17 protein-coding genes and 1 tRNA gene are annotated in these 26,384 nt (G+C 39.4%); 15 read left to right on the top strand and 3 right to left on the bottom strand.

Annotated features, from left to right (window positions below):
- Positions 1-197 precede the first annotated feature (197 nt).
- A complete protein-coding gene (locus QM424_RS05750; RefSeq protein ID WP_414393575.1) occupies positions 198-1,514 on the bottom strand; it encodes an FAD-containing oxidoreductase in 1,317 nt (438 codons plus the stop codon).
- Between the two features lie 329 nt (positions 1,515-1,843).
- Here QM424_RS05750 and cshA point away from each other — a divergent pair, with 329 nt between their 5' ends.
- The 8 genes from cshA (at position 1,844) to QM424_RS05710 (ending at position 12,456) form a co-directional block, all read left to right on the top strand.
- On the top strand, positions 1,844-3,415 hold the full coding sequence (gene cshA / locus QM424_RS05745; protein ID WP_414393573.1) for a degradosome RNA helicase CshA: 1,572 nt from the start codon (positions 1,844-1,846) through the stop codon (positions 3,413-3,415).
- Between the two features lie 256 nt (positions 3,416-3,671).
- Positions 3,672-4,460 carry a GTP-sensing pleiotropic transcriptional regulator CodY gene (gene codY / locus QM424_RS05740; RefSeq protein ID WP_000940738.1) on the top strand — a complete coding sequence of 263 codons (789 nt, stop codon included), beginning with the start codon at positions 3,672-3,674 and terminating at the stop codon, positions 4,458-4,460.
- Positions 4,460-5,035, top strand: coding sequence for a cysteine hydrolase family protein (locus QM424_RS05735; protein ID WP_070526965.1), 576 nt, complete (start codon positions 4,460-4,462; stop codon positions 5,033-5,035). The genes codY and QM424_RS05735 overlap by 1 nt, the downstream gene beginning before the upstream one ends.
- An 80-nt stretch (positions 5,036-5,115) precedes the next feature.
- Positions 5,116-5,201, top strand: a tRNA-Leu gene (locus QM424_RS05730).
- 138 nt (positions 5,202-5,339) lie between these two features.
- Complete coding sequence (locus QM424_RS05725; protein ID WP_414393571.1) at positions 5,340-6,617, top strand: ABC transporter permease; 1,278 nt, start codon at positions 5,340-5,342, stop codon at positions 6,615-6,617.
- 12 nt (positions 6,618-6,629) lie between these two features.
- Entirely contained in the window at positions 6,630-7,277 is a 648-nt protein-coding gene (vex2, locus tag QM424_RS05720) for an ABC transporter ATP-binding subunit Vex2 (protein ID WP_000173751.1), read from the top strand.
- 160 nt (positions 7,278-7,437) lie between these two features.
- Positions 7,438-8,817: an ABC transporter permease subunit Vex3 gene (vex3, locus tag QM424_RS05715; RefSeq protein WP_414393569.1), complete on the top strand. Its 1,380-nt coding sequence runs from the start codon at positions 7,438-7,440 to the stop codon at positions 8,815-8,817.
- Positions 8,818-9,162: 345 nt separating this feature from the next.
- Complete coding sequence (locus QM424_RS05710) at positions 9,163-12,456, top strand: LysM peptidoglycan-binding domain-containing protein (RefSeq protein WP_414393567.1); 3,294 nt, start codon at positions 9,163-9,165, stop codon at positions 12,454-12,456.
- Between the two features lie 130 nt (positions 12,457-12,586).
- On the opposite strand, the gene QM424_RS05705 is transcribed toward QM424_RS05710, so the two are convergent.
- Entirely contained in the window at positions 12,587-12,778 is a 192-nt protein-coding gene (locus QM424_RS05705; RefSeq protein ID WP_261127625.1) for a hypothetical protein, read from the bottom strand.
- A 39-nt stretch (positions 12,779-12,817) separates the two neighbouring features.
- On the opposite strand from QM424_RS05705, the gene vncR reads away from it, so the two are divergent.
- From vncR to QM424_RS05690, 3 genes are all read left to right on the top strand, one after another.
- Positions 12,818-13,474, top strand: a complete 657-nt coding sequence (gene vncR, locus QM424_RS05700; protein ID WP_261074523.1) for a response regulator transcription factor VncR — start codon at positions 12,818-12,820, stop codon at positions 13,472-13,474.
- Positions 13,471-14,799 (top strand): sensor histidine kinase VncS, encoded by a 1,329-nt coding sequence (gene vncS / locus QM424_RS05695; RefSeq protein ID WP_414393563.1) that lies wholly within the window; start codon positions 13,471-13,473, stop codon positions 14,797-14,799. The genes vncR and vncS overlap by 4 nt, the downstream gene beginning before the upstream one ends.
- A 140-nt stretch (positions 14,800-14,939) precedes the next feature.
- The gene (locus tag QM424_RS05690) at positions 14,940-15,821 is read left to right on the top strand and encodes a class II fructose-bisphosphate aldolase (protein WP_001019006.1); all 882 of its coding nucleotides are present in this window, start codon (positions 14,940-14,942) and stop codon (positions 15,819-15,821) included.
- An 86-nt stretch (positions 15,822-15,907) separates the two neighbouring features.
- Here QM424_RS05690 and QM424_RS05685 read toward each other — a convergent pair whose 3' ends face one another.
- Complete coding sequence (locus QM424_RS05685) at positions 15,908-16,096, bottom strand: hypothetical protein (protein ID WP_414393561.1); 189 nt, start codon at positions 16,094-16,096, stop codon at positions 15,908-15,910.
- 203 nt (positions 16,097-16,299) lie between these two features.
- On the opposite strand from QM424_RS05685, the gene QM424_RS05680 reads away from it, so the two are divergent.
- The 4 genes from QM424_RS05680 (at position 16,300) to QM424_RS05665 (ending at position 26,190) form a co-directional block, all read left to right on the top strand.
- A complete protein-coding gene (locus tag QM424_RS05680; RefSeq protein WP_261069169.1) occupies positions 16,300-17,292 on the top strand; it encodes an ABC transporter ATP-binding protein in 993 nt (330 codons plus the stop codon).
- A 1-nt stretch (position 17,293) separates the two neighbouring features.
- The gene (locus tag QM424_RS05675; RefSeq protein WP_414393559.1) at positions 17,294-18,112 is read left to right on the top strand and encodes an ABC transporter permease; all 819 of its coding nucleotides are present in this window, start codon (positions 17,294-17,296) and stop codon (positions 18,110-18,112) included.
- 1 nt (position 18,113) lies between these two features.
- Complete coding sequence (locus tag QM424_RS05670) at positions 18,114-18,899, top strand: ABC transporter permease (RefSeq protein WP_414306114.1); 786 nt, start codon at positions 18,114-18,116, stop codon at positions 18,897-18,899.
- 736 nt (positions 18,900-19,635) lie between these two features.
- Positions 19,636-26,190 (top strand): S8 family serine peptidase, encoded by a 6,555-nt coding sequence (locus QM424_RS05665; protein WP_414393557.1) that lies wholly within the window; start codon positions 19,636-19,638, stop codon positions 26,188-26,190.
- Positions 26,191-26,384 lie beyond the last annotated feature (194 nt).

Raw genomic sequence — 26,384 nt, 5'->3', positions numbered from 1 at the left:
TAAAAGAGGGAAAAGACAGATTTGATACTCAATGAAAATCAAAGAGCAAACTAGGAAGCTAGCTGCAGGTTGCTCAAAGCACCGCTTTGAGGTTGCAGATAAAGCTGACGTGGTTTGAAGAGATTTTCGAAGAGTATGAGATTTCGCAGAAATAAAAACAGCCCGAAGAGGGCTGTTCGATACGATTAAATCTCAACTTAAATCGCAAACAAGTCATTCAAGTTCTCAGCCAAGGTTGGGTGAGTGAAGATTTGTTTTGTGAAGTAAGTGTAAGGAATCTTGTTGTCCATAGCAACAGTGATGATGTTGATGATTTCTTGAGAACCTTCTGAGAAGATGCTTGCTCCAAGAATTTCTTTTGTTTCAGTATTAACCACAGCTTTGAAAGCTCCACGAAGGTCTCCATTTACGTGACCACGAGGCATTGCTGCAACTGGAATTTCCTTCACAGCGTATGGAAGTTTCAAATCAGCCGCTTGGCTTTCAGTCAAACCAACTTGTGAAAGTGCAGGTGTGATGAACATAGTGTTTGGTACATTGAGACGGTCTTCAAGTGTGTAGCTGCCATCTCCAGCAAGGTAGCTGTATACAACACGAAAGTCATCAAGTGAAATGTAAGTAAATTGAAGGCCACCGTTGACATCTCCAACTGCAAAGACACCAGGAACGTTTGTTTGACAATGTTTGTCTACTTTAATAGCACCACGTTCAGTTAGTTCAATATCTGTGTTTTCAAGTTGAAGTGGTTCTACATTTGGTTTGCGTCCAGTTGCGTAGAGAAGGGCATCGAAACGGTAAGTTTCGTTTTCAGTTACGACAAGGACTTGATCACCGTCGTTTTTAATTTCAGTAGTACGGATATTTTGAAGCAATTCAATACCGTCTTCTTCCATGTATTGTTTAGCAAGAGCTGCGATGGAAGGTTCTGCACGAGGTAGGAAAGTATCCAAGGCATCTAGGACTGTAACTTTGCTTCCAAGTTTGTTGTATAGACCAGCAAATTCAAGACCGATGTTTCCGCCACCAAGAACACCAAGTTTTTCAGGCAATTTGTCCAAGTTTTGGATACCTGTTGAGTCAAAGACGTTTTTGCTTGTAGCAAGTCCTGGAATTGGCAAGACGTTTGAAACAGCACCAGTGTTGATGACGATAGTATCAGCAGTTAGTTCTTTCTTTTCATCACCAGCTTGGATTTCGATGACTTTATTTGAAAGGAAGTGAGCTTCCGCATCAAAAATATCGACACCTGTACCAGCAACAGTTGCATAGTTTTTACCGTTGAGGCGAGCAGTGATAGTATTTTTTGTAGCAATCACTTCTTCAAATGACAAGTCTTTCTCAGCAGCAACTAGCAAAGTTTTAGTTGGGATACAACCGATGTTGATACAAGTTCCACCGTACATAGCTTTGCTACGTTCAACGAGGGCAACTTTTTTGCCAGCTGAAGCCAATTTACCAGCTAGTGTTTTACCAGCTTTACCAAATCCGATAACGATTAAATCATAAGTTAACATTAATCTTCCTCCTATTTCGAATTTCATTCTAGCACAAGAAAAAAACTTTTGCACAATTCTGCTACGCTTTAAAAAAGTTTATGAAATAGTGGAAATTATAGCCTTACTTTCTCAGAAAAATCGTTTACATGACTTTATCGATGGATTAGGCTATCTTTTGCTTCTCTCTTGTGTTATACTAGATAGGTTGCAAAGAAAACAGTACTTTTCTTTTGTGGAAAAGAAGCAACACGATTTTATATCCAGTATATGAAAATACGTCATAAAAAGAAAAGTATAAACTAAGCCCTATAGGGTGGCTTCGCACCACCTTTAGAAAGAAGAATACCGTGAAATTTAATGAATTAAACTTGTCTGCTGATTTGCTAGCAGAGATTGAAAAAGCTGGTTTTGTAGAAGCTAGTCCTATCCAAGAACAAACTATTCCCTTGGCTCTTGAAGGTAAGGACGTTATCGGTCAAGCTCAGACTGGTACAGGAAAAACTGCAGCCTTTGGTTTGCCTACCCTTGAAAAAATCCGTACAGAAGAAGCGACCATCCAAGCTTTGGTTATCGCTCCAACACGTGAACTTGCTGTCCAAAGTCAAGAAGAACTCTTCCGATTTGGTCGTAGTAAGGGAGTCAAAGTCCGCTCAGTATATGGCGGATCAAGCATTGAAAAACAAATTAAGGCTCTTAAATCTGGTGCCCATATCGTAGTGGGAACACCTGGTCGCCTCTTGGACTTGATTAAACGCAAGGCCTTGAAATTACAAGATATTGAAACTCTTATCCTTGACGAAGCGGATGAAATGCTCAACATGGGCTTCCTTGAAGACATTGAAGCTATCATCTCTCGTGTCCCTGAAAGCCGTCAAACCTTACTTTTCTCAGCAACTATGCCAGATGCCATCAAACGTATCGGTGTTCAGTTTATGAAAGAACCTGAGCATGTGAAGATTGCGGCTAAGGAATTGACAACAGAATTGGTTGACCAATACTATATCCGAGTTAAAGAGCAAGAAAAATTTGATACCATGACTCGTCTTATGGATGTGGAACAGCCTGAGCTTGCTATCGTATTTGGTCGTACAAAACGCCGTGTAGACGAATTGACTCGTGGTCTTAAAATTCGTGGCTTCCGTGCAGAAGGAATTCATGGAGACCTAGACCAAAACAAACGTCTTCGTGTCCTTCGTGACTTTAAAAATGGCAATCTAGATGTTTTGGTTGCGACAGACGTTGCAGCGCGTGGTTTGGATATTTCAGGTGTGACCCATGTCTATAACTACGATATTCCACAAGATCCTGAAAGTTATGTTCACCGTATCGGTCGTACAGGTCGTGCTGGTAAGTCAGGTCAGTCTATTACTTTCGTATCACCAAATGAAATGGGCTACCTCCAAATCATTGAAAACTTGACCAAGAAACGCATGAAAGGTCTCAAACCTGCAAGTGCAGAAGAAGCCTTCCAAGCAAAAAAACACGTAGCTCTCAAGAAAATTGAACGTGATTTTGCAGATGAGACTATCCGTGCCAACTTTGAGAAATTTGGTAAGGATGCTCGTAAGCTAGCTGCCGAATTTACTCCAGAAGAATTGGCAATGTATATCTTGAGTCTGACTGTTCAAGACCCGGATAGCCTTCCAGAAGTTGAGATTGCACGTGAAAAACCACTGCCATTTAAACCATCTGGCAACGGACGTTCTGGTGGAAATCGTGGTCGTGATAATCGTCGTGGAGTTGACCGTCGAGACCGTGATCGCCGTGGTAATGGTCGTCGTGATGATTTCAAAAAAGGTAGTCGTGGAAATGATCGTTATGATAAGGAAAAACGATACCGTAAGGATAATAAAAAACCACGCACTACTTCAAGCGAAAAGAAAACAGGCTTTGTTATTCGTAACAAGGGCGATAAATAAGAAAAAGCGGTTCAAAATGAATCGCTTTTTTATATAAGGAGACCGAATGGAAAAAGAAAGATAAATAAAATAGATATATTATCTTCTTGTGATATTATAATACACAAAAATAGGGAGCTTGTCAATAGAAAAGAAGCAATTTAATTAAAAATATTCTTGTTTTTTCAAATTGCAATTAAATAAGCAATTTTCAGATAATAATTGAAAATTCAAGCTGTTTATGTTATAATGATAGCGATTAAATTCGAGGTGAAAAATGGCACATTTATTAGAAAAAACTAGAAAAATTACTTCTATCCTGAAGCGCTCAGAGGAGCAGTTGCAGGAAGAACTTCCCTACAATGCGATTACCCGTCAATTGGCAGATATTATTGACTGTAACGCCTGTATCGTCAATAGCAAGGGACGTCTCCTTGGCTATTTTATGCGTTACAAAACCAATACAGATCGTGTAGAGCAATTCTTCCAAACTAAGATTTTCCCTGATGACTATATTCAAGGTGCGAACATGATCTACGATACAGAAGCCAATCTGACAGTTGATCATGATTTAAGTATTTTCCCTGTGGAAAGTCGTGCCGACTTTCCAGATGGTTTGACAACGATTGCACCGATTCATGTATCAGGGATTCGCCTTGGTTCTTTGATTATTTGGCGCAATGATAAAAAATTCGAAGACGAGGACTTGATCCTTGTTGAGATTGCCAGTACCGTTGTTGGGATTCAACTCCTCAACTTCCAACGTGAGGAAGATGAGAAAAATATCCGTCGCCGTACTGCTGTTACCATGGCGGTTAATACCCTTTCTTACTCCGAACTCCGTGCTGTTTCAGCAATTTTAGGGGAATTAAATGGAAATGAAGGGCAGTTGACTGCGTCTGTGATTGCAGACCGTATTGGAATAACCCGCTCTGTGATTGTCAATGCCCTTCGTAAACTTGAGTCGGCAGGGATTATTGAAAGTCGCTCACTTGGAATGAAGGGAACCTATCTTAAGGTCTTGATTTCAGATATTTTTGAAGAAGTGAAGAAAAGAGATTACTAATGACTAAGGCTTTGATTTCGATTGATTATACAGAAGATTTTGTTGCTGATAGTGGGAAGCTGACAGCTGGTGCTCCAGCTCAGGCGATTTCGGATGCCATCAGCAAGGTGACTCGGTTAGCTTTTGAACGCGGAGATTACATCTTTTTTACCATTGATGCTCACGAAGAAAACGATTGTTTTCATCCAGAAAGCAAGCTGTTTCCTCCTCACAATTTGATTGGGACTAGTGGACGCAATTTATACGGAGATTTGGGGACCTTTTATCAAGAGCATGGTTCAGACAGTCGTGTCTTTTGGATGGATAAACGCCATTACTCAGCTTTTTCGGGAACTGACCTGGATATCCGTTTGAGAGAGCGGAGAGTGTCTACCGTTATCTTAACAGGAGTCTTGACGGATATCTGTGTCCTGCACACAGCTATAGATGCCTATAATCTAGGATATGATATCGAGATTGTTAAACCAGCTGTTGCTTCCATCTGGCCTGAAAATCATCAATTTGCCCTAGGACATTTCAAAAATACACTCGGAGCTAAATTAGTAGATGAAAATCTAAATGAAATTTCTGAGTAATTTGGTTGGTGAAATGAAAAAAATTAAAAAAAAGTGTTGACAAGGATCCCAAAAGTTGATATACTAGTAAAGTAATCGACGCGGGGATGGCGGAATTGGCAGACGCGCAGGACTAAGGATCCTGTGACCGCTTTAGGTCGTGAGGGTTCAAGTCCCTCTCTCCGCATAGGATAAGAGTTAGCTTAGGCTAGCTCTTTTGTTTTTATATAATTCAAGTAGAGCAAAAAAATTTGCTCTTTTTTCGTATTTCATAAACATTTCATATTTGGGTTTTATAATAGTCTTACAAATATGGAGGTGACAAATGAATCCAATCCAAAGAGCTTGGGCTTATGTCAGCAGAAAACGGCTGAGAAGTTTTATTTTATTTCTGATTTTATTGGTCCTATTGGCCGGAATTTCAGCCTGTTTGACTCTGATGAAGTCCAATAAAACAGTGGAAACCAATCTTTATAAATCACTCAACACATCTTTTTCTATTAAAAAGATAGAAAACGGACAGACTTTTAAGTTGTCGGACTTATCATCCGTGAGCCAGATTAAGGGGCTGGAAAATGTTTCTCCTGAACTGGAGACGATTGCAAAACTAAAAGACAAGGAAGTGGTGAGTGGCGAGCAGAGCGTGGAGCGTGATGATTTGTCAGTTGCGGACAAGAACTTGGTTAGCTTAACGGCGCTTGAGAATTCATCCAAGGATGTCACCTTTACCAGTTCAGCCTTCAACCTAAAAGAAGGGCGACACCTTCAAAAAGGGGATTCCAAGAAAATCCTGATCCACGAAGAGTTGGCTAAGAAGAACGGTCTTTCGCTTCATGACAAGATTGGCTTGGATGTTGGACAGTTAGAATCTGGAAAAGGGCCAACAGTAGAGTTTGAGATTGTCGGCATCTTTTCTGGTAAAAAGCAAGAAAAATTCACAGGCTTGTCTTCCGACTTCAGTGAAAACCAGGTCTTTACAGACTATGAAAGTAGCCAAACCCTTTTGGGCAATAGTGAAGCTCAAGTCAGTGCAGCGCGCTTTTATGTAGAAAATCCTAAGGAAATGGATGGACTTATGAAGCAGGTGGAAAACTTATCCTTGGAAAGTCAAGGCTACCAAGTCGAGAAGGAAAACAAGGCCTTTGAACAAATTAAAGACTCAGTTGCTACCTTCCAAACCTTTCTGACCATCTTCCTTTATGGGATGTTGATAGCAGGAGCAGGGGCCTTAATTCTTGTTTTGTCTCTCTGGTTGAGAGAAAGGGTCTACGAAGTGGGAATTTTACTGGCACTTGGAAAAGGAAAAAGCTCGATCTTCCTACAATTCTGTTTAGAGGTAGTTTTGGTATCTCTCGGTGCTTTGATTCCAGCATTTGCTGCAGGCAACGCAATCACATCCTACCTACTCCAAACTCTACTATCAAGTGGAGATCAGGCAGCTCTACAAGACACGCTAGCTAAAGCAAGCAGTTTATCAACCAACATCCTATCTTTTGCAGAATCCTATGTTTTTCTAGTTCTGCTTAGTTGCTTATCTGTAGCCCTTTGTTTCCTATTCTTATTTAGAAAATCGCCTAAAGAAATTTTATCATCTATTAGTTAAGAAGGAGAAATCATGACTTTATTACAATTACAAGATGTTACCTACCGTTATAAGAACACTGCTGAAGCAGTCCTATATCAGATCAATTATAATTTTGAACCCGGGAAATTTTACAGTATTATTGGTGAGTCAGGAGCAGGAAAATCCACTCTCTTGTCCCTACTTGCTGGTCTAGATAGTCCTGTTGAAGGTTCTATCCTTTTTCAAGGAGAGGATATTCGTAAGAAGGGCTATTCTTACCATCGCATGCACCATATTTCCCTGGTCTTTCAAAATTATAACTTGATAGATTATCTTTCTCCACTGGAAAATATCCGCTTGGTCAACAAAAAGGCAAGCAAGGATACACTGCTTGAGCTTGGTTTAGATGAAAGTCAGATCAAGCGGAATGTTCTCCAGTTATCAGGTGGTCAACAGCAACGTGTTGCCATTGCTCGTAGTTTGGTCTCAGAAGCTCCAGTTATTCTAGCGGATGAGCCAACAGGAAATCTGGACCCTAAAACTGCTGGAGATATTGTCGAACTGCTCAAATCACTTGCCCAGAAAACAGGTAAATGTGTCATTGTCGTAACCCACAGTAAAGAAGTGGCGCAAGCGTCAGATATTACACTTGAGTTGAAAGATAAGAAACTGACTGAAACTCGCAATACGACGAAATAATATGAGCTTTTTCAGTTATACTCTTCGAAAATCTCTTCAAACCACGTCAGCGTCGCCTTACCGTACTCAAGTACAGCTTACGGCTAGCTTCCTAGTTTGCTTTTTGATTTTCATTGAGTATTAGAACTATAAAATAGAATAAAATCTAGAAAGGGAACCTATGTTACACAACGCATTTGCCTATGTTACAAGGAAGTTTTTCAAATCGATTGTCATCTTCCTGATTATTCTCCTCATGGCGAGCTTGAGTTTGGTTGGCTTGTCAATCAAGGGAGCTACTGCCAAGGCTTCTCAGGAGACCTTTAAAAATATCACCAATAGCTTCTCCATGCAAATCAATCGTCGCGTCAATCAAGGAACGCCACGTGGTGCTGGGAATATCAAGGGTGAAGATATCAAAAAAATCACCGAAAACAAGGCCGTCGAGTCTTATGTTAAACGCATCAACGCTATCGGAGATTTGACTGGATATGAACTCATCGAAACGCCAGATACCAAGAAAAATCTGACACCTGACCGTGCCAAACATTTTGGAAGTAGCTTGATGATTACAGGTGTCAATGACTCCTCCAAAGAAGACAAGTTTGTCTCTGGTTCTTATAAATTGGTTGAAGGGGAGCACTTAACAAACGACGACAAGGACAAGATCCTCCTGCACAAGGACTTGGCTGCAAAACACGGCTGGAAAGTAGGGGACAAGGTTAAACTGGACTCTAATATCTACGATGCAGACAATGAAAAAGGTGCCAAGGAAACAGTCGAAGTGACAATCAAGGGACTCTTTGATGGTCATAATAAGTCAGCAGTAACCTACTCACAAGAACTCTATGAAAATACAGCTATCACAGACATACATACGGCTGCTAAACTTTATGGATACACAGAAGACACAGCTATTTATGGGGACGCAACCTTCTTTGTAACAGCAGACAAGAACTTGGATGATGTTATGAAAGAGTTGAATGGCATCAGTGGTATCAACTGGAAGAGCTACACACTCGTTAAGAGTTCCTCTAACTACCCAGCTCTAGAGCAATCCATTTCTGGTATGTACAAGATGGCCAACCTCCTCTTCTGGGGTAGCTTGAGCTTCTCAGTCCTTCTCCTTGCACTCTTGCTTAGTCTTTGGATCAACGCCCGTCGCAAGGAAGTGGGAATTCTCCTCTCTATCGGTCTCAAGCAGGCAAGTATCTTGGGTCAATTCATCACCGAATCTATCTTGATTGCCATCCCTGCTCTTGTTTCTGCTTACTTCTTAGCCAACTACACAGCTCGTGCAATCGGAAATACTGTCCTTGCCAATGTGACTTCAGGTGTTGCTAAACAGGCTAGCAAGGCTGCTCAAGCCTCTAACCTTGGTGGTGGTGCAGAAGTAGATGGCTTTAGTAAGACCTTATCGAGTCTAGATATTTCCATTCAGACATCGGACTTTATCATCGTCTTTGTCCTTGCCTTGGTTCTAGTGGTTCTCGTTATGGCGCTTGCTTCAAGCAATCTCCTTAGAAAACAACCAAAAGAGCTCTTGCTGGATGGTGAATAAGTTTGAAAAAATTATTCTGGAATAAAAACTACATCTTGTTTTTCTATTCAAGAAAGGTGGATAGAGAATGGATATTTAACAATACAAAATAGAGCCGAAAGCAGTGGTGAAAATCATTGCTTTCAATCGCTTTCTTTGTACTTTTGCTGGTGGATGTGATATACTAAAATCGTGGAATTCAGTGGAAAGATAATTTACAATTTCTATATTCAAATATGCATAAAAATTTATTCATAATTTGCTTTTAAATAGAAAATCTGTAGATACCTATCCAGACTGCAAAGGTAGATGAGCCTGCTGTGGCTGAGTTTGCCTTTTTAAAAATATAAAATAGTGAGGAAAACAATGAGACAAACAAATGTTAGAGGGACATTATCCCTACGTGGCTTTAGAAAATTAAGAACTGGTGCAATTGTTGCGACAGGTGTGATTTTATTGGGGCTGGGCTTTTTAGCTCCAACTGTATCAGCTAATGAACAAGATGGTGTCTGGGTAGCCAGAACAGTTGCAGAAGTAAAAGCTGATATTCAAAATATAAACAATTTATCACACTACACAATTAAGTGGGGAGATACACTGAGTGCTATTAGTGGGGCAACGGGGCTATCTGTTGATAGTTTGGTTGAGATAAATCGTATTGCAAATAGAGATTTGATTTTTGCCAATAATAAATTGTATTTTAGCGAAGAGGCTTTTCTAAAAGATGGAAATACAGAAGTAAAAAGACAGCGAGTGTCGATTGATAATTCTGGTAGCTGTCAAAGTTATGAAGTTGAAACAAAGACAGATATTGTGACTGGAGAGCAAAGGACTACTGTTAAACAAACGACACCAGTAGTTGTGGAAACACCAGCAGTATCAGTACCGAAATCAGAAACCTCAGTCTCAGTTGCGCCAAAAGTGGAAGAGCCAGTGACACCAGCGCCAAAAGCGGAAGAACCAGCGACACCAGCCCCGAAAGAAGAGACTCCAGCAACACCAGCGCCAAAAGCGGAAGAACCAGCGACACCAGCGCCAAAAGCGGAAGAGCCAGCGACACCAGCGCCGAAAGAAGAGACTCCAGTAACTCCAGCGCCAAAAGCGGAAGAGCCAGCGACACCAGCACCGAAAGAAGAGACTCCAGTAACTCCAGCGCCGAAAGCAGAGGAACCAGCGACTCCAGCCCCGAAAGAAGAGACTCCAGCGACACCAGCGCCGAAAGAAGAGACTCCAGCAACACCAGCGCCGAAAGAAGAGACTCCAGCAACACCAGCGCCGAAAGAAGAGACTCCAGCAACACCAGCGCCAAAAGCGGAAGATCCAGCGACACCAGCACCGAAAGCAGAGGAACCAGCGACACCAGCACCGAAAGAAGAGACTCCAGTAACTCCAGCGCCGAAAGCAGAGGAACCAGCGACACCAGCGCCAAAAGCGGAAGAACCAGCGACACCAGCGCCAAAAGCGGAAGAACCAGCGACACCAGCGCCAAAAGCGGAAGAGCCAGCGACACCAGCACCGAAAGAAGAGACTCCAGTAACTCCAGCGCCGAAAGCAGAGGAACCAGCGACACCAGCACCGAAAGAAGAGACTCCAGCGACACCAGCGCCAAAAGCGGAAGAGCCAGCGACACCAGCGCCGAAAGAAGAGACTCCAGCAACACCAGCGCCAAAAGCGGAAGAACCAGCGACACCAGCGCCAAAAGCGGAAGAGCCAGCGACACCAGCACCGAAAGAAGAGACTCCAGCGACACCGGCGCCAAAAGCGGAAGAGCCAGCGACACCGGCACCGAAAGAAGAGACTCCAGCGACACCGGCGCCAAAAGCGGAAGAGCCAGCGACACCGGCACCGAAAGAAGAGACTCCAGCGACACCGGCGCCAAAAGTGGAAGAGCCAGCGACTCCAGCGCCAAAATCAGACGAGCCAGCGATACCAGCGCCGAAAGCAGAGACTCCAGCAACACCAGCGCCAAAAGCGGAAGAGCCATCGACTCCAGCACCGAAAGAAGAGACTCCAGCAACACCAGCGCCAAAAGTGGAAGAGCCAGCGACTCCAGCACCGAAAGAAGAGAAGCCAGCAACACCAGCGCCAAAAGTGGAAGAGCCAGCGACACCAGCACCGAAAGAAGAGAAGCCAGCAACACCAGCGCCAAAAGTGGAAGAGCCAGCGACTCCAGAACCGAAGACTGAAGAAGAAAAGTTATTAGAGGAAACTAAACAGGATAGCATAAGAGAAAATATTGACGCAGTTGTTAATATTAAATTAGCGGAAATTGAAAAGATTGAGAATTCAGATGAAAAAGAAAAATTAAAAGCAAAATTATATGAGTTAAGAAAGAATGCAGTAGATGACATTAAAAATGCTAAAGATGAAGAAGAGGCATTAATACTTACAGAAAAACATCAAAATATAATTAATTCTCTTGAAATATCTGGTGAAAAATATACAAAACCAAATTTTGATAAGGATAATTTATCAAATGGACGTAATGATGGAACTACGATTGAAGGTGGTAGTACAGCAATAGGACATGGTTCAGGAGAAGCACCTTCAGGAGCAACGCAACCAGCCTCAGCAGAAGGGACAGATAACTCATCAGCACCAACAGCCCAACCACAACCAGCTTCAACAGAAACTACAGCGGGAACTTCAAGTTTTAGAAATGCCCCATCAGTTCAAGCAAGAGCAAGAAGAGTGGCACGTTCAACATCAGAACCAGATGGAACTGTAAATATTAGCTATAACTTCGCTGGAATGCCAGATATTCATGGCTTCCTATCTGATCCGGGAGAAAATAACACTGTCACAATTCCTGCAGGAACGAGTGAAGCACAGGCAAAAGAGCTAGTAAAAGAAAAAATTCAAGCCAAGATAAAAGACTTAGCTGCTAGAGGGTATCATGTGAAAAATGACATTATTTTTGAACAAGATACTACTGTGAAAAATTATAACTACGTCGTTACATTCACTAAGGAGGCTACAGGAACTTCAGGTTTCAGAATGGATCCAGCAGTTCAACCACGGGCTAGCAGAAATCGTAGAAGTCTAGAACAGCCAGCTTCACAAAAGGTCAAAGTAAATGTATTTTATAACTTTGATAAAATGAAGGATATTGCAGGTTTCCTAGGAGATATCAATGGAACTCCTCTTGAAATCGCGGAAGGTTCAACAGATGATCAAGTAAAAGCAGCAGTCAAGAACCAAGTTGATTCCAAGAAAGAGGAATTACGTAAACGTGGTTATACTGTTAAAGAAGACTATCTCTATAAAAACAATGGGAAAGATTATAACTACGTTGTCACATTCACTAAGGAGGCTACAGGAACTACAGGTTTCAGAATGGCGCCAGTAGTTCAACCACGCGCTAGCAGAAATCGTAGAAGTCTAGAACAGCCAGCTCCTCAAAAGGTCAAAGTCAATGTTTTTTATAACTTTGATCAAATGAAAGATATTGCAGGTTTCCTAGGAGATATCAATGGAACTTCTCTTGAAATTGCAGAAGGTTTATCAAATGAACAGGTTAAAGCAGCTGTCAAGAGCCAAGTTGATGCTAAGAAAGAAGAGTTGAGCAAACGCGGCTATACTTTCAAAGAGGACTATGTATATCAATCTAATGGGAAAGATTATAATTACGTTGTAACATTTTCAAAAGCAGCTAAATAATTTTCATTCTATAGAGAGTGAAATGCAAGCAGAGAGAGCGATAGGCTCTCTTTGTTTTATCTAGTGGTCAGTTGATTACAGACAAAAGGCCAGTAAGAGGCTATAATAGAAAATAGAGTAGGTATTTATTCTAATACTCTTCGAAAATCTCTTCAAACCACGTCAGCGTCGCCTTGTCGTAGGTATGGTTACTGACTTCGTCAGTTTCATCTACAACCTCAAAGCAGTGCTTTGAGCTGACTTCGTCAGTTCCATCTACAACCTCAAAACAGTGTTTTGAGCAACCTACGGCTAGCTTCCTAGTTTGCTTTTTGATTTTCATTGAGTATAAGAAAAATAAAAAATAGAGAGCAGTTAAAGTATGAAAATTTTAATTGTAGAAGATGAAGAGATGATCCGTGAGGGGATCAGTGACTATTTGACGGATTGTGGTTATGAAACTATTGAAGCAGCGGACGGTCAAGAAGCCTTAGAGCAATTTTCCAGCTATCAAGTAGCCTTAGTTTTACTGGATATCCAGATGCCCAAGCTCAATGGTCTGGAAGTTCTAGCTGAGATTCGCAAAACCAGCCAAGTCCCTGTCCTGATGCTGACCGCGTTTCAGGATGAGGAATACAAGATGAGTGCCTTTGCCTCTCTGGCAGATGGCTATCTGGAAAAACCTTTCTCCCTCTCCCTCTTAAAAGTGAGGGTGGACGCGATTTTCAAGCGTTACTACGATACGGGACGAATCTTCTCCTATAAGGATACCCAAGTGGACTTTGAGAGCTACAGTGCCAGTCTAGCAGGAGAGGAAGTAGCCATCAATGCTAAAGAGTTGGAAATTCTGGACTACCTAGTAAAAAATGAAGGACGGGCCTTGACTCGTTCTCAAATAATCGATGCCGTCTGGAAAGTGACAGAAGAGGTTCCCTTTGACCGTGTCATTGATGTCTATATCAAGGAACTGCGGAAAAAGCTAGACCTGGACTGTATCCTCACTGTGCGCAATGTTGGTTATAAATTGGAGCGAAAATGAAACGAACAGGTTTATTTACAAAGATATTTATCTATACCTTCTCGATTTTTAGCGTTCTGGTTATTTGCCTTCATTTAGCTATTTATTTTCTTTTTCCTTCGACTTATCTGAGCCACCGTCAGGAAACCATTGGTCAGAAGGCAACAGCCATTGCCCAGTCCCTAGAAGGGAAAGACAGGCAGAGTATCGAGCAAGTGTTAGAGCTGTATTCCCAGACCAGTGAGATCAAGGGGGCCGTTAAGGGCGAGATGACCGAGGATAAGTTAGAAGTCAAGGACAGCCTTCCTCTGGACACAGACCGCCAGACTACCTCGCTTTTTATTGAGGAGCGGGAGGTGACAACGCAGGACGGTGGTACCATGACTCTCCAGTTTCTAGCTTCCATGGATTTGCAAAAGGAAGCAGAGCAGATCAGTCTTCAATTTCTTCCCTATACCTTGCTAGCGTCCTTTCTGATTTCCCTCTTGGTAGCCTATATCTACGCTAGGACCATTGTTGCACCAATTTTGGAAATCAAGCGGGTGACCCGACGGATGATGGATCTGGATGCTCAAGTACGATTGCGCGTGGATTCTAAGGATGAGATTGGTGATCTCAAGGAACAAATCAATAGCCTTTACCAGCATCTCTTGACTGTCATTGCGGACTTGCATGACAAGAATGAAGCCATTCTCCAGCTGGAAAAGATGAAGGTCGAATTCCTACGAGGGGCTTCTCATGAATTGAAAACACCGCTGGCTAGTTTGAAAATCCTGATTGAAAACATGAAAGAAAATGTCGGTCGTTATAAAGATAGAGACCGCTATCTGGGAGTAGCCTTGGGGATTGTGGATGAGCTCAATCACCACGTTCTCCAGATACTTTCTCTCTCGTCTGTACAGGAATTACGAGATGATAGGGAACAAATTGACTTACACCAGATGACGCAAAGTCTGGTTAAGAATTATGCTTTACTAGCTAAGGAAAGAGAACTCCAGATAGACAATAGTTTAACCCATCAGCAGGCTTATCTAAACCCATCTGTCATGAAGTTGATTCTTTCTAACCTCATCAGCAATGCCATCAAGCATTCTGCTCCAGGTGGCTTAGTTCGCATTGGAGAAATAGAAGGGGAACTTTTTATCGAAAATAGCTGTAGCTCAGAGGAACAAGAAAAACTAGCCCAGTCTTTTTCTGACAATGCTAGTCGCAAGGCCAAGGGGTCTGGGATGGGTCTCTTTGTAGTCAAGAGTCTATTGGAACATGAAAAATTAGCTTATCGTTTTGAAATGCAAGAGAATCGTTTAACTTTCTTCATAGCTTTTCCAAAAGTCGCCCAAGACTAGGGATAGAAAGGGTTTACATAGATGAAGCTAGAAGAAATTCAATCGAAACTGCGGGAAAAACTAGATTTTTTTGTCAAAAAGTGATAAAATGAACAATGTAAATGGGATGACCCATAAAAATATACAGGAGGCCTGATAAAATGGCAATCGTTTCAGCAGAAAAATTTGTCCAAGCAGCTCGTGACAACGGTTATGCAGTTGGTGGATTTAACACAAACAACCTTGAGTGGACTCAAGCTATCTTGCGCGCAGCAGAAGCTAAAAAAGCTCCAGTTTTGATCCAAACTTCAATGGGTGCTGCTAAATACATGGGTGGTTACAAAGTTGCTCGCAACTTGATCGCTAACCTTGTTGAATCAATGGGTATCACTGTACCAGTAGCTATCCACCTTGACCACGGTCACTACGAAGATGCACTTGAGTGTATCCGAGTTGGTTATACTTCAGTTATGTTTGATGGTTCACACCTTCCAGTTGAAGAAAACCTTGAAAAAGCTCGTAAAGTTGTAGAATTTGCTCATGCAAATGGTGTATCAGTGGAAGCTGAAGTTGGTACTATCGGTGGTGAAGAAGACGGAATCATCGGTGATGGTGAATTGGCTCCAATCGAAGACGCTAAAGCAATGGTTGAAACTGGTATCGACTTCTTGGCAGCTGGTATCGGTAACATCCACGGTCCTTACCCAGAAAACTGGAAAGGTCTTCACCTTGATCACTTGCAAAAATTGACTGAAGCTGTTCCAGGATTCCCAATCGTATTGCACGGTGGTTCAGGTATTCCTGATGAGCAAATCCAAGCAGCTATCAAACTTGGTGTTGCGAAAGTTAACGTTAACACCGAATGCCAAATCGCATTCGCTAACGCAACTCGTAAATTTGCTCGTGACTACGAAGCAAACGAAGCAGAATACGACAAGAAAAAACTCTTCGACCCACGTAAATTCTTGGCTGACGGTGTAAAAGCTATCCAAGCATCAGTTGAAGAACGTATCGACGTATTCGGTTCAGAAGGTAAAGCTTAATCTAGCTGAATAATACAGATGAAACCTGCCCATTGGGTGGGTTTTTTGGTGTTTTAAGGAAACTATTAAGCCAGAATTTTGGACTACTACTCTTCGAAAATCTCTTCAAACCACGTCAGCTTCGCCTTGCCGTAGGTATGGTTACTGACTTCGTCAGTTCTATCCACAACCTCAAAACAGTGTTTTGAGCTGACTTCGTCAGTTCCATCTACAACCTCAAAGCAGTGTTTTGAGCAACCTACGGCTAGCTTCCTAGTTTGCTCTTTGATTTTCATTGAGTATAAAAATACCACTTTAATAGAAAAATTTTCAATTTCATAAACTTTAAGCAAACGCTTGCATTCTAGTTTTTATTGGACTATAATAGGTTGGTATAAAGCCTTTTGTAGTAATAAAATGTAGAAGGTATAGAAAGTAAGGATTTAGAATATTTGTAGTCAAAAGACAATGTTGCTATTCCTTACATAGGGAGATAGATATGGCAATGATAGAAGTGGAACATCTTCAGAAAAATTTTGTGAAGACTGTTAAGGAACCGGGCTTGAAGGGGGCTTTGCGCTCCTTTATTCATCCTGAAAAGCAGACCTTTGAAGCGGTCAAGGATTTGACCTTTGAGGTACCAAAGGGGCAGATTTTAGGCTTCATCGGGGCAAATGGTGCTGGGAAGTCGACAACCATTAAAATGCTGACTGGGATTTTAAAGCCGACATCAGGTTTTTGTCGGATTAACGGCAAGATTCCGCAGGATAATCGTCAGGATTATGTAAAGGATATTGGAGTGGTCTTTGGGCAACGTACCCAGCTATGGTGGGATTTGGCTCTGCAAGAGACCTACACGGTTTTAAAGGAGATTTACGACGTGCCAGACTCGCTCTTTCATAAGCGTATGGATTTTTTGAATGAAGTCTTGGATTTGAAGGACTTTATCAAGGACCCCGTGCGGACTCTTTCATTGGGACAGCGCATGCGGGCGGATATTGCAGCTTCTTTGCTTCACAATCCCAAGGTTCTCTTTTTAGATGAGCCGACCATTGGTTTGGATGTTTCGGTCAAGGATAACATTCGTCGGGCTATTACCCAGATCAATCAGGAGGAAGAAACCACCATTCTCTTGACCACTCATGACTTGAGCGACATTGAGCAACTTTGTGATCGGATTTTTATGATTGACAAGGGGCAGGAAATTTTTGATGGAACGGTGAGCCAACTCAAGGAAACCTTTGGCAAGATGAAGACGCTCTCCTTTGAACTGCTACCAGATCAAAGTCATCTCGTCTCTCACTATGAAGGATTGCCTGATATGACCGTTGATAGACAGGGGAATAGCCTCAACATTGAATTCGATAGTTCTCGCTACCAATCGGCTGATATTATTAAGCAAACCCTGTCTGATTTTGAAATCCGCGATTTGAAGATGATGGATACGGATATTGAAGATATTATCCGCCGCTTCTATCGAAAGGAGCTCTAAGATGGTCAAATTGTGGAGACGTTATAAACCCTTTATCAATGCAGGTGTTCAGGAATTGATTACCTATCGAGTCAACTTTATTCTCTATCGGATTGGCGATGTCATGGGGGCTTTTGTGGCCTTTTATCTCTGGAAGGCTGTCTTTGATTCCTCTCAGGAGTCTTTAATTCAGGGCTTCAGTATGGCGGATATCACCCTATACATTATCATGAGTTTTGTGACCAATCTTCTTACTAGGTCAGATTCTTCCTTTATGATTGGGGAGGAGGTCAAGGATGGCTCCATTATCATGCGCTTGTTGCGACCTGTGCATTTTGCGGCCTCTTATCTCTTTACTGAGCTTGGGTCCAAGTGGTTAATTTTTATCAGTGTTGGCCTTCCATTTTTAAGTGTCATTGTCTTGATGAAAGTCTTATCGGGGCAAGGTATTGTAGAAGTGCTGGGCTTAACTGTACTCTATCTTTTTAGCTTGACGCTGGCCTATCTGATTAATTTTTTCTTTAATATCTGTTTTGGTTTTTCAGCCTTTGTATTTAAAAATCTTTGGGGGTCCAATCTACTAAAGACTTCCTTGGTGGCCTTTATGTCTGGAAGTTTGATTCCCTTGGCTTTCTTTCCAAAGGTTGTTGCAGATATTCTGTCCTTCCTGCCTTTTTCATCCTTGATTTACACTCCGGTCATGATTATCGTTGGGAAATACGATGCCAATCAGATTCTTCAGGCGCTCGCTTTGCAGTTTTTCTGGCTCTTAGTGATGGTGGGCTTGTCTCAGTTGATTTGGAAACGGGTCCAGTCCTTTATCACCATTCAAGGAGGTTAGTATGAAAAAATATCAACGCATGCATCTGATTTTTATCAGACAGTACATCAAACAAATCATGGAATACAAGGTCGATTTTGTGGTTGGTGTCTTGGGAGTCTTTCTGACTCAAGGCCTGAACCTCTTATTTCTCAACGTCATCTTTCAACATATTCCATCCCTAGAAGGTTGGACCTTTCAAGAAATTGCCTTTATTTATGGTTTTTCCTTGATTCCTAAGGGATTGGATCATCTCTTTTTTGACAATCTTTGGGCTCTGGGGCAACGTTTGGTGCGAAAAGGGGAGTTTGACAAGTATTTGACTCGTCCCATCAATCCTCTCTTTCACATTCTAGTTGAGACCTTTCAGATTGATGCCTTGGGCGAACTCTTGGTCGGTGGTATTCTACTGGGAACAACAGTGACCAGCATTGCTTGGACTCTTCCAAAATTCCTGCTTTTCCTAGTTTGTATTCCTTTTGCGACCTTGATTTATACTTCTCTTAAAATCGCGACAGCTAGTATTGCTTTTTGGACCAAGCAATCAGGCGCCATGATTTACATCTTCTATATGTTCAATGACTTTGCCAAGTACCCGATTTCCATTTACAATTCGCTTCTTCGTTGGTTGATTAGCTTTATCGTGCCTTTTGCCTTTACGGCCTACTATCCTGCCAGCTATTTCTTGCAGGACAAGGATGTAATCTTTAACATCGGAGGTTTGATGTTGATTTCCCTCATCTTCTTTGTTATTTCCCTTAAACTTTGGGATAGGGGCTTAGATGCCTACGAAAGTGCGGGTTCTTAGCATAGATATCATCAAAGCCTTGTCTCAGGACAGGCTTTTTTTAATAGAGATGAAAATTTCTTGATACCTATTCTCAGAGTGCTATATTGTAAGCGTAATCGCCGATTTAGCTTATACTCTTCGAAAATCTCTTCAAACCACGTCAACGTCGCCTTGCCGTATATATGTGACTGACCTCGTCAGTTCTATCTACAACCTAAAAGCAGTGCTTTTAGCAACCTGCGGCTAGCTTCCTAGTTTGCTTTTTGATTTTCATTGAGTATTAGTTGCTAGAGAAGACACTCGGAAAGTCTAGGTCACAGGTGAAGATATGACTGAAGATTTGAAAAAATAGATATGTAGAAATAACCGTTAAGCCTTGTTCTTAGCGGTTATTTATATTGTTTAATAGCGCTGATATTTCATCAATGGTGTTTGATTTTGTGATTCTTCTAGTGCTTTAAGTTGATTGCTACTATTTTTGATGGTGTGAATATTCTGATAATATACCCCAGCTAACTACGAAAGTTTTTGACTATATATTTTTAACGCGTGTTAAAAAATAAATTAACGCATATTAATTTTTCTTGACTTAAATTTTTTAAATGATATACTATTTTTATGGAGAGCTAACAATTATATATAAATGTACTACTCTATTTCCTAGATAATACTTAGTAAAACTTTTTATAACAAAGGCTAGCAAAGTTAAAGTTTTCTATCTATTGGAAGTTAAATAAATATGTAAGGAATTAAAATGAAAAAAAGTACAGTATTGTCATTAACCACAGCTGCAGTTATTTTAGCAGCATATGTCCCTAATGAGGTAGTTTTAGCAGACACATCTAGCTCTGAAGATGCTTTAACTATCTCTGATAAAGAAAAAGTAGTAGATAAACAAAAAGAAAACAAAGAAAAACTTGAAGATGTTCATAATGCTATAGAAACTTCAAAGGATACTGAAGAGAAGAAAACAACGCTTATTGAGGAAAAAGAAGTTGTTAGTAAAGAATCTGTGATAGATAATAAAACTAATAACGAAAAAGCAACAAGCAAAAAAGAAGATTCCAATCAATCACAAGGAGATAATGCAGACTCGTCTGCAAGTAAAGACCCAGAAAGTCCCCAAAAAGAGGATAAACTTGTCTATATTGCTGAATTTAAAGATAAGGAATCTGGAGAAAAAGCAATCAAGGAATTATCCAATCTTAAGGATACAAAAGTTTTATATACTTATGATACGGTTTTTAATGGTGTTGCAATAGAAACAACTCCAGATAATCTGGACAAAATTAAACTAATAGAAGGTATCTCATCGGTTGAACGATCACAAAAAGTCCAGCCAATGATGAATCATGCTAGGAAGGAAATTGGAGTTGAAGAGGCAATTGATTACCTAAAATCTATCAATGCTCCATTTGGTAAAAATTTTGATGGTAGAGGTATGGTCATTTCAAATATCGATACCGGGACAGATTATAGGCATAAGGCCATGAGGATTGATGATGATGCTAAAGGCTCAATGAAATTCAAAAAAGAAGACTTAAAAGGTACTGATAAAAATTTCTGGTTGAGTGATAAAATCCCTCATGCTTTCAATTATTATAATGGTGGTAAAATCACTGTAGAAAAAGCTGATGATGGAAGCGATTATTTTGATCCACATGGAATGCATATTGCAGGGATTCTTGCGGGAAATGATACTGAAAAAGATATTAAAAACTTTAACGGAATAGATGGAATTGCTCCTAATGCACAGATCTTCTCTTATAAAATGTACTCTGACGCAGGATCTGGCTTCGCAGGAGATGAAACAATGTTTCATGCTATTGAAGATTCGATCAAACACAATGTCGATGTTGTTTCGGTATCATCTGGCTTTACAGGAACAGGTCTTGTAGGTGAGAAATATTGGGAAGCTATTAGAGCGTTAAGAAAAGCAGGCATTCCAATGGTTGTAGCTACGGGTAACTATGCGACTTCTGCTTCAAGTTCTTCATGGGATTTAGTGGCAAATAATAATCTGAAAATGACAGATACTGGAAATGTAACGCGAACTGCAGCACATGAAGATGCGATAGCAGTCGCTTCTGCTAAAAATCAGACAGTTGAGTTTGATAAAGTCAACATAGGTGGAGAAAATTTTAAATACAGAAATATAGGGGCCTTTTTCGATAAGAATAAAATCACAACAAATGAAGACGGTTCAAAAGCTCCTAGTAAATTAAACTTTGTATATATAGGCAAAGGTCAAGACAAAGATTTGATAGGATTGGATCTTAAGGGCAAAATTGCAGTAATGGATCGAATTTATACCAAGGATTTAAAAGATGCTTTTAAAAGAGCAACGGATAAGGGCGCACGCGCCATTATGGTTGTAAATACTGTCAATTACTACAATAGAGATAATTGGACAGAGCTTCCAGCCATGGGATATGAAGCGGATGAAGGGACTAAAAGTCAAGTTTTCTCAATTTCAGGAGATGATGGTGTAAAGCTATGGAACATGATTAATCCTGATAAAAAAACTGAGGTTAAAAGAAATAGTAAGGAAGATTTCAAAGATAAATTGGAGCAATACTATCCAATTGATATGGCAAGCTATAATTCTAATAAACCGAATGTAGGTGATGAAAAAGAAATTGACTTTAAGTTTGCACCTGACACAGACAAAGAATTGTATAAAGAAGATATTATAGTCCCAGCAGGATCCACATCTTGGGGACCGAGAACAGATTTGCTTTTAAAGCCTGATGTCTCAGCACCAGGTAAAAATATTAAATCCACTCTCAATGTCATTAATGGGAAATCAACTTATGGTTATATGTCAGGGACTAGTATGGCAACTCCAATCGTGGCAGCTTCTACTGTTTTGATTAGACCAAAGTTAAAGGAAATGCTTGAAAGACCTGCCTTGAAAAATCTTAAGGGAGATGACAAAATAGACCTTACAAGTCTTACAAAAATTGCCCTACAAAATACTGCACGGCCTATGATGGATGCAACTTCTTGGAAAGAAAAAAGTCAATACTTTGCATCACCTAGACAACAGGGAGCAGGGCTAATTAATGTGGCCAATGCTTTGAGAAATGAAGTTGTAGCTACTTTTAAAAACACGGATTCTAAAGGTTTGGTAAACTCTTATGGTTCTATTTCTCTTAAAGAAATAAAAGGAGATAAAAAATACTTTACAATTAAGCTTCACAATACATCAAACAGACCTTTAACCTTTAAAGCTTCAGCATCAGCGGTAACTACAGATGCTCTAACTGATAGACTAAAACTGGATGAAACATACAAAGATGAAAAATCTCCAGATGGGAAGCAAATTGTTCCAGAAATTCACCCAGAGAAAGTAAAAGATGCAAATATTACATTTGAGCATGATACTTTTACTATAAGCCCAAATTCTAGTTTTGATTTAAATGCGGTTATAAACGTTGGAGAGGCTAAAAATAAAAATAAATTTGTAGAATCATTTATTCATTTTGAGTCAGTGGAAGAAATGGAAGCTCTAAACTCCAATGGGAAGAAAACAAATTTCCAACCTTCTTTATCGATGCCTCTAATGGGATTTGCTGGGGATTGGAATAAGGAACCAATCCTTGATAAATGGGCCTGGGAAGAAGGTTCAAAATCAAAAACAATGGAAGGTTATGATGATGATGGTAAACCAAAAATTCCAGGAACCTTAAATAAGGGAATTGGTGGAGAACATGGTATAGATAAATTTAATCCAGCAGGAGTTATACAAAATAGAAAAGATAAAAATACAACATCCCTAGATCAAAATCCAGAATTATTTGCTTTCAATAACGAAGGTATCAACGCACCATCATCAAGTGGTTCTAATATTGCTAAAATTTATCCTTTAGATTCAAATGGAAATCCTCAAGATGCTCAACTTGAGAGAGGATTAACACCTTCTCCACTTGTATTAAGAAGTGCAGAAGAAGGAATGATTTCAATAGTAAATACAAATAAAGAGGGAGAAAATCAAATTGACTTAAAAGTCATTTCGAGAGAACACTTTGTTAAAGGAATTTTAAACTCTAAAAGAAATGATGCAAAGGGAATCAAATCTTCTAAGCTAAAAGTTTGGGGCGACTTGAAATGGGATGGACTCATCTATAATCCTAGAGGGAAAGAAGAAAATGCACCAGAAAGCAAGGATACCAAAGATCCAGCTACTAGGATAAGAGGTCAATTTGAACCAATTGCAGAAGGTCAATATTTCTATAAATTTAAATATAGATTAACTAAAGATTACCCATGGCAGGTTTCCTATATTCCTGTAAAAATTGATAACACAGCCCCTAAGATTGTTTCGGTTGATTTTTCAAATCCTGAAAAAATTAAGCTGATCACAAAGGATACTTATCACAAGGTAAAAGATCAATACAAGAATGAAACCCTATTTGCGAGAGATCAAAAAGAACATCCTGAAAAATTTGACGAGATTGCCAACGAAGTTTGGTATGCAGGCGCCGCTCTGGTTAATGAAGATGGAGAAGTTGAGAAAAATCTTGAAGTAACTTACGCAGGTGAGGGTCAAGGAAGAAATAGGAAACTTGACAAAGACGGAAATACCATTTATGAAATTAATGGTGCAGGAGATTTAAGAGGAAAAATCATTGAAGTCATTGCACTAGATGGCTCTAGCAATTTCACAAAGATTCATAGAATTAAATTTGCTGATCATGCTGATGAAAAGGGGATGATTTCCTATTATCTAGTAGATCCTGATCAAGATTCATCTAAATACCAAAAGATTGGCGAGATTTCCGAATCTAAATTTAAAAATTTAGAAAATAGAAAAGAGGATAGTCTTAAAAAAGATACAACTGAGGAAGAAAATCATCAAGACAATGAAGAGTCTATCGAAGAAAAATCTAGCTTGACTATTCATAAAACTATTTCAACAATTAGAGAGTTTGAAAGTAAAGACTTGAAGAAACTCATTAAAAAGAAATTTAGAGAAGTTGATGACTTTACAAGTGAAACTGGTAAGAGAACAGAAGAATACGATTATAAATACGATGATAAGGGAAATATCATTGCTTATGACGATGGTAGTGCCTTAGAATATGAAACTGAAAAACTTGACGAAATAAAATCAAAAATTTATGGTGTTCTAAGCCCGTCTAAAGATGGACACTTTGAAATTCTTGGAAAGATAAGTAATGTGTCTAAAAATGCCAAGGTATATTATGGAAATAACTATAAATCTATAGAAATCAAAGCGACCAAGTATGATTCCCATTCAAAAACGATGACATTTGATTTATACGCTAATATTAATGATATTGTGGATGGATTAGCTTTTGCAGGAGATATGAGATTCTTTGTTAAAGATGATGATCAGATAAAAGCTGAAACGAAGATTAGAATGCCTGAAAAAAATAAGGAAACTAAAACAGAATATCCATATGCATCAAGTTATGGGAATATAATAGAATTAGGAGAAGGAGATCTTTCAAAGAATAAACCAAATAATTTAACTGAAATGGAATCTGGTAAAATCTATTCTGATTCAGAAAAACAACAATATCTGTTAAAGGATAACATCATTATAAGAAAAGGCTATGCACTAAAAGTGACTACCTATAATCCTGGAAAAACGGATATGTTAGAAGGAAATGGAGTCTATAGCAAGGAAGATATAGCAAAAATACAAAAGGCCAATCCTAATCTAAGAGTTCTTTCAGAAAAAATAATTTATGCTGATAGTAGAAATGTTGAAGATGGAAGAAGTACTCAATCAGTATTAATGTCGGCTTTGGACGGCTTTAACATTGTAAGGTATCAAGTGTTTACCTTTAAGATGAATGATAAAGGGGAAGCAATCGATAAAGATGGAAATCTTGTGACAGATCCTTCTAAACTGGTATTATTCGGTAAAGATGATAAAGAGTACACTGGAGAGGATAAGTCCAATGTAGAAGCTATAAAAGAAGATGGCTCTACGTTATTTATTGATGCAAAACCAGTAAACCTTTCAATGGACAAGAACTACTTTAATCCATCTAAATCTAATAAAATTTATGTACGAAATCCAGAATTTTATTTAAGAGGTAAGATTTCTGATAAGGGTGGTTTTAACTGGGAGTTGAGAGTTAATGAATCGGTTGTAGATAATTATTTAATCTACGGAGATTTACACATTGATAACACTAGAGATTTTAACGTTAAGCTTAATGTTAAAGACGGTGACATCATGGACTGGGGAATGAAAGACTATAAAGCAAACGGATTCCCAGATAAGGTAACAGATATGGATGGAAATGTTTATCTTAAAACTGGCTATAGCGATTTGAATGCGAAAGCGGTTGGAGTACACTATCAATTTTTATATGATAATGTTAAACCAGAAGTAAACATTGATCCTAAGGGAAATACTAGTATTGAATATGCTGATGGCAAATCTGTAGTCTTTAACATCAATGATAAAAGAAATAATGGATTCGATGGTGAGATTCAAGACAAACATATTTATGTAAATGGAAAAGAATATAAATCATTTGATGATATTAAACAACTAACAGATAAGACACTAAACATTAAGATTGTTGTAAAAGATTTTGCAAGAAATACGACCGTAAAAGAATTCATTTTAAACAAAGATACGGGAGAGGTGAGCGAATTAAAACCTCATACGGTGACTGTGACCATTCAAAATGGAAAAGAAATGAGTTCAACGATAGTGTCGGAAGAAGATTTTATTTTACCTGTCTATAAGGGAGAATTAGAAAAAGGATATCAATTTGATGGCTGGGAAATTTCTGGTGTCGAAGGGAAAAAAGACGTTGGCTATGTTCTTAATCTATCAAAAGATACCCTTATAAAACCTGTATTCAAGAAAATAGAGGAGAAAAAGGAGGAGGAAAATAAACCTACTTTTGATGTATCCAAAAAGAAAGATAAGGTGCAAGCAAATCATAATCAATTAGATGAAAGTCACAGAAAAGAGGATTTACAAAGAGAAAATCATTCACACAAATCTGATTCAACTAAAGATGTCAAAACTACAGTTCCTGTACAAGTAAATTATAGTCAATTAGATGAAAGTCAAAGATCTGATTCAACTGAGGATGTCAAAGTTACAGTTCCTGATGAAAATAAGAAGGAAGTTTATCTTAATGAACCAGAGAACATAGATAATAAACATACCAATATTGATAGTAAATCAACTACTAACAATGATAGGTTGCCAAAAACCGGAACAGTTAGCGAAGGCTTTACGTCATTGGTTGCCGGAATAATGTTTACCTTAGGTGCATTTCTTGGATTAAAGAAAAAAGATCAAGATTAAGACAAAAGATATAGAAAAATGGTTTGTGTACTGAGATAGTATAATGATGAAACCGTTTTGTGAAAATAGCTATTTATAACTCAATTATTTAGTTTACTTTACTATTGATACCCTTTTTGGATTTATTAATGGATTTAGTTTCTATAACTAATAAATTGATTGAAAGGGTTAGTATTGACAATATTGGTCACATT

The organism is Streptococcus mitis (assembly GCF_047464945.1).
In the GTDB taxonomy this organism is placed as follows: domain Bacteria; phylum Bacillota; class Bacilli; order Lactobacillales; family Streptococcaceae; genus Streptococcus; species Streptococcus mitis_EA.
This window is presented reverse-complemented; position numbering and strand designations above follow the sequence as displayed.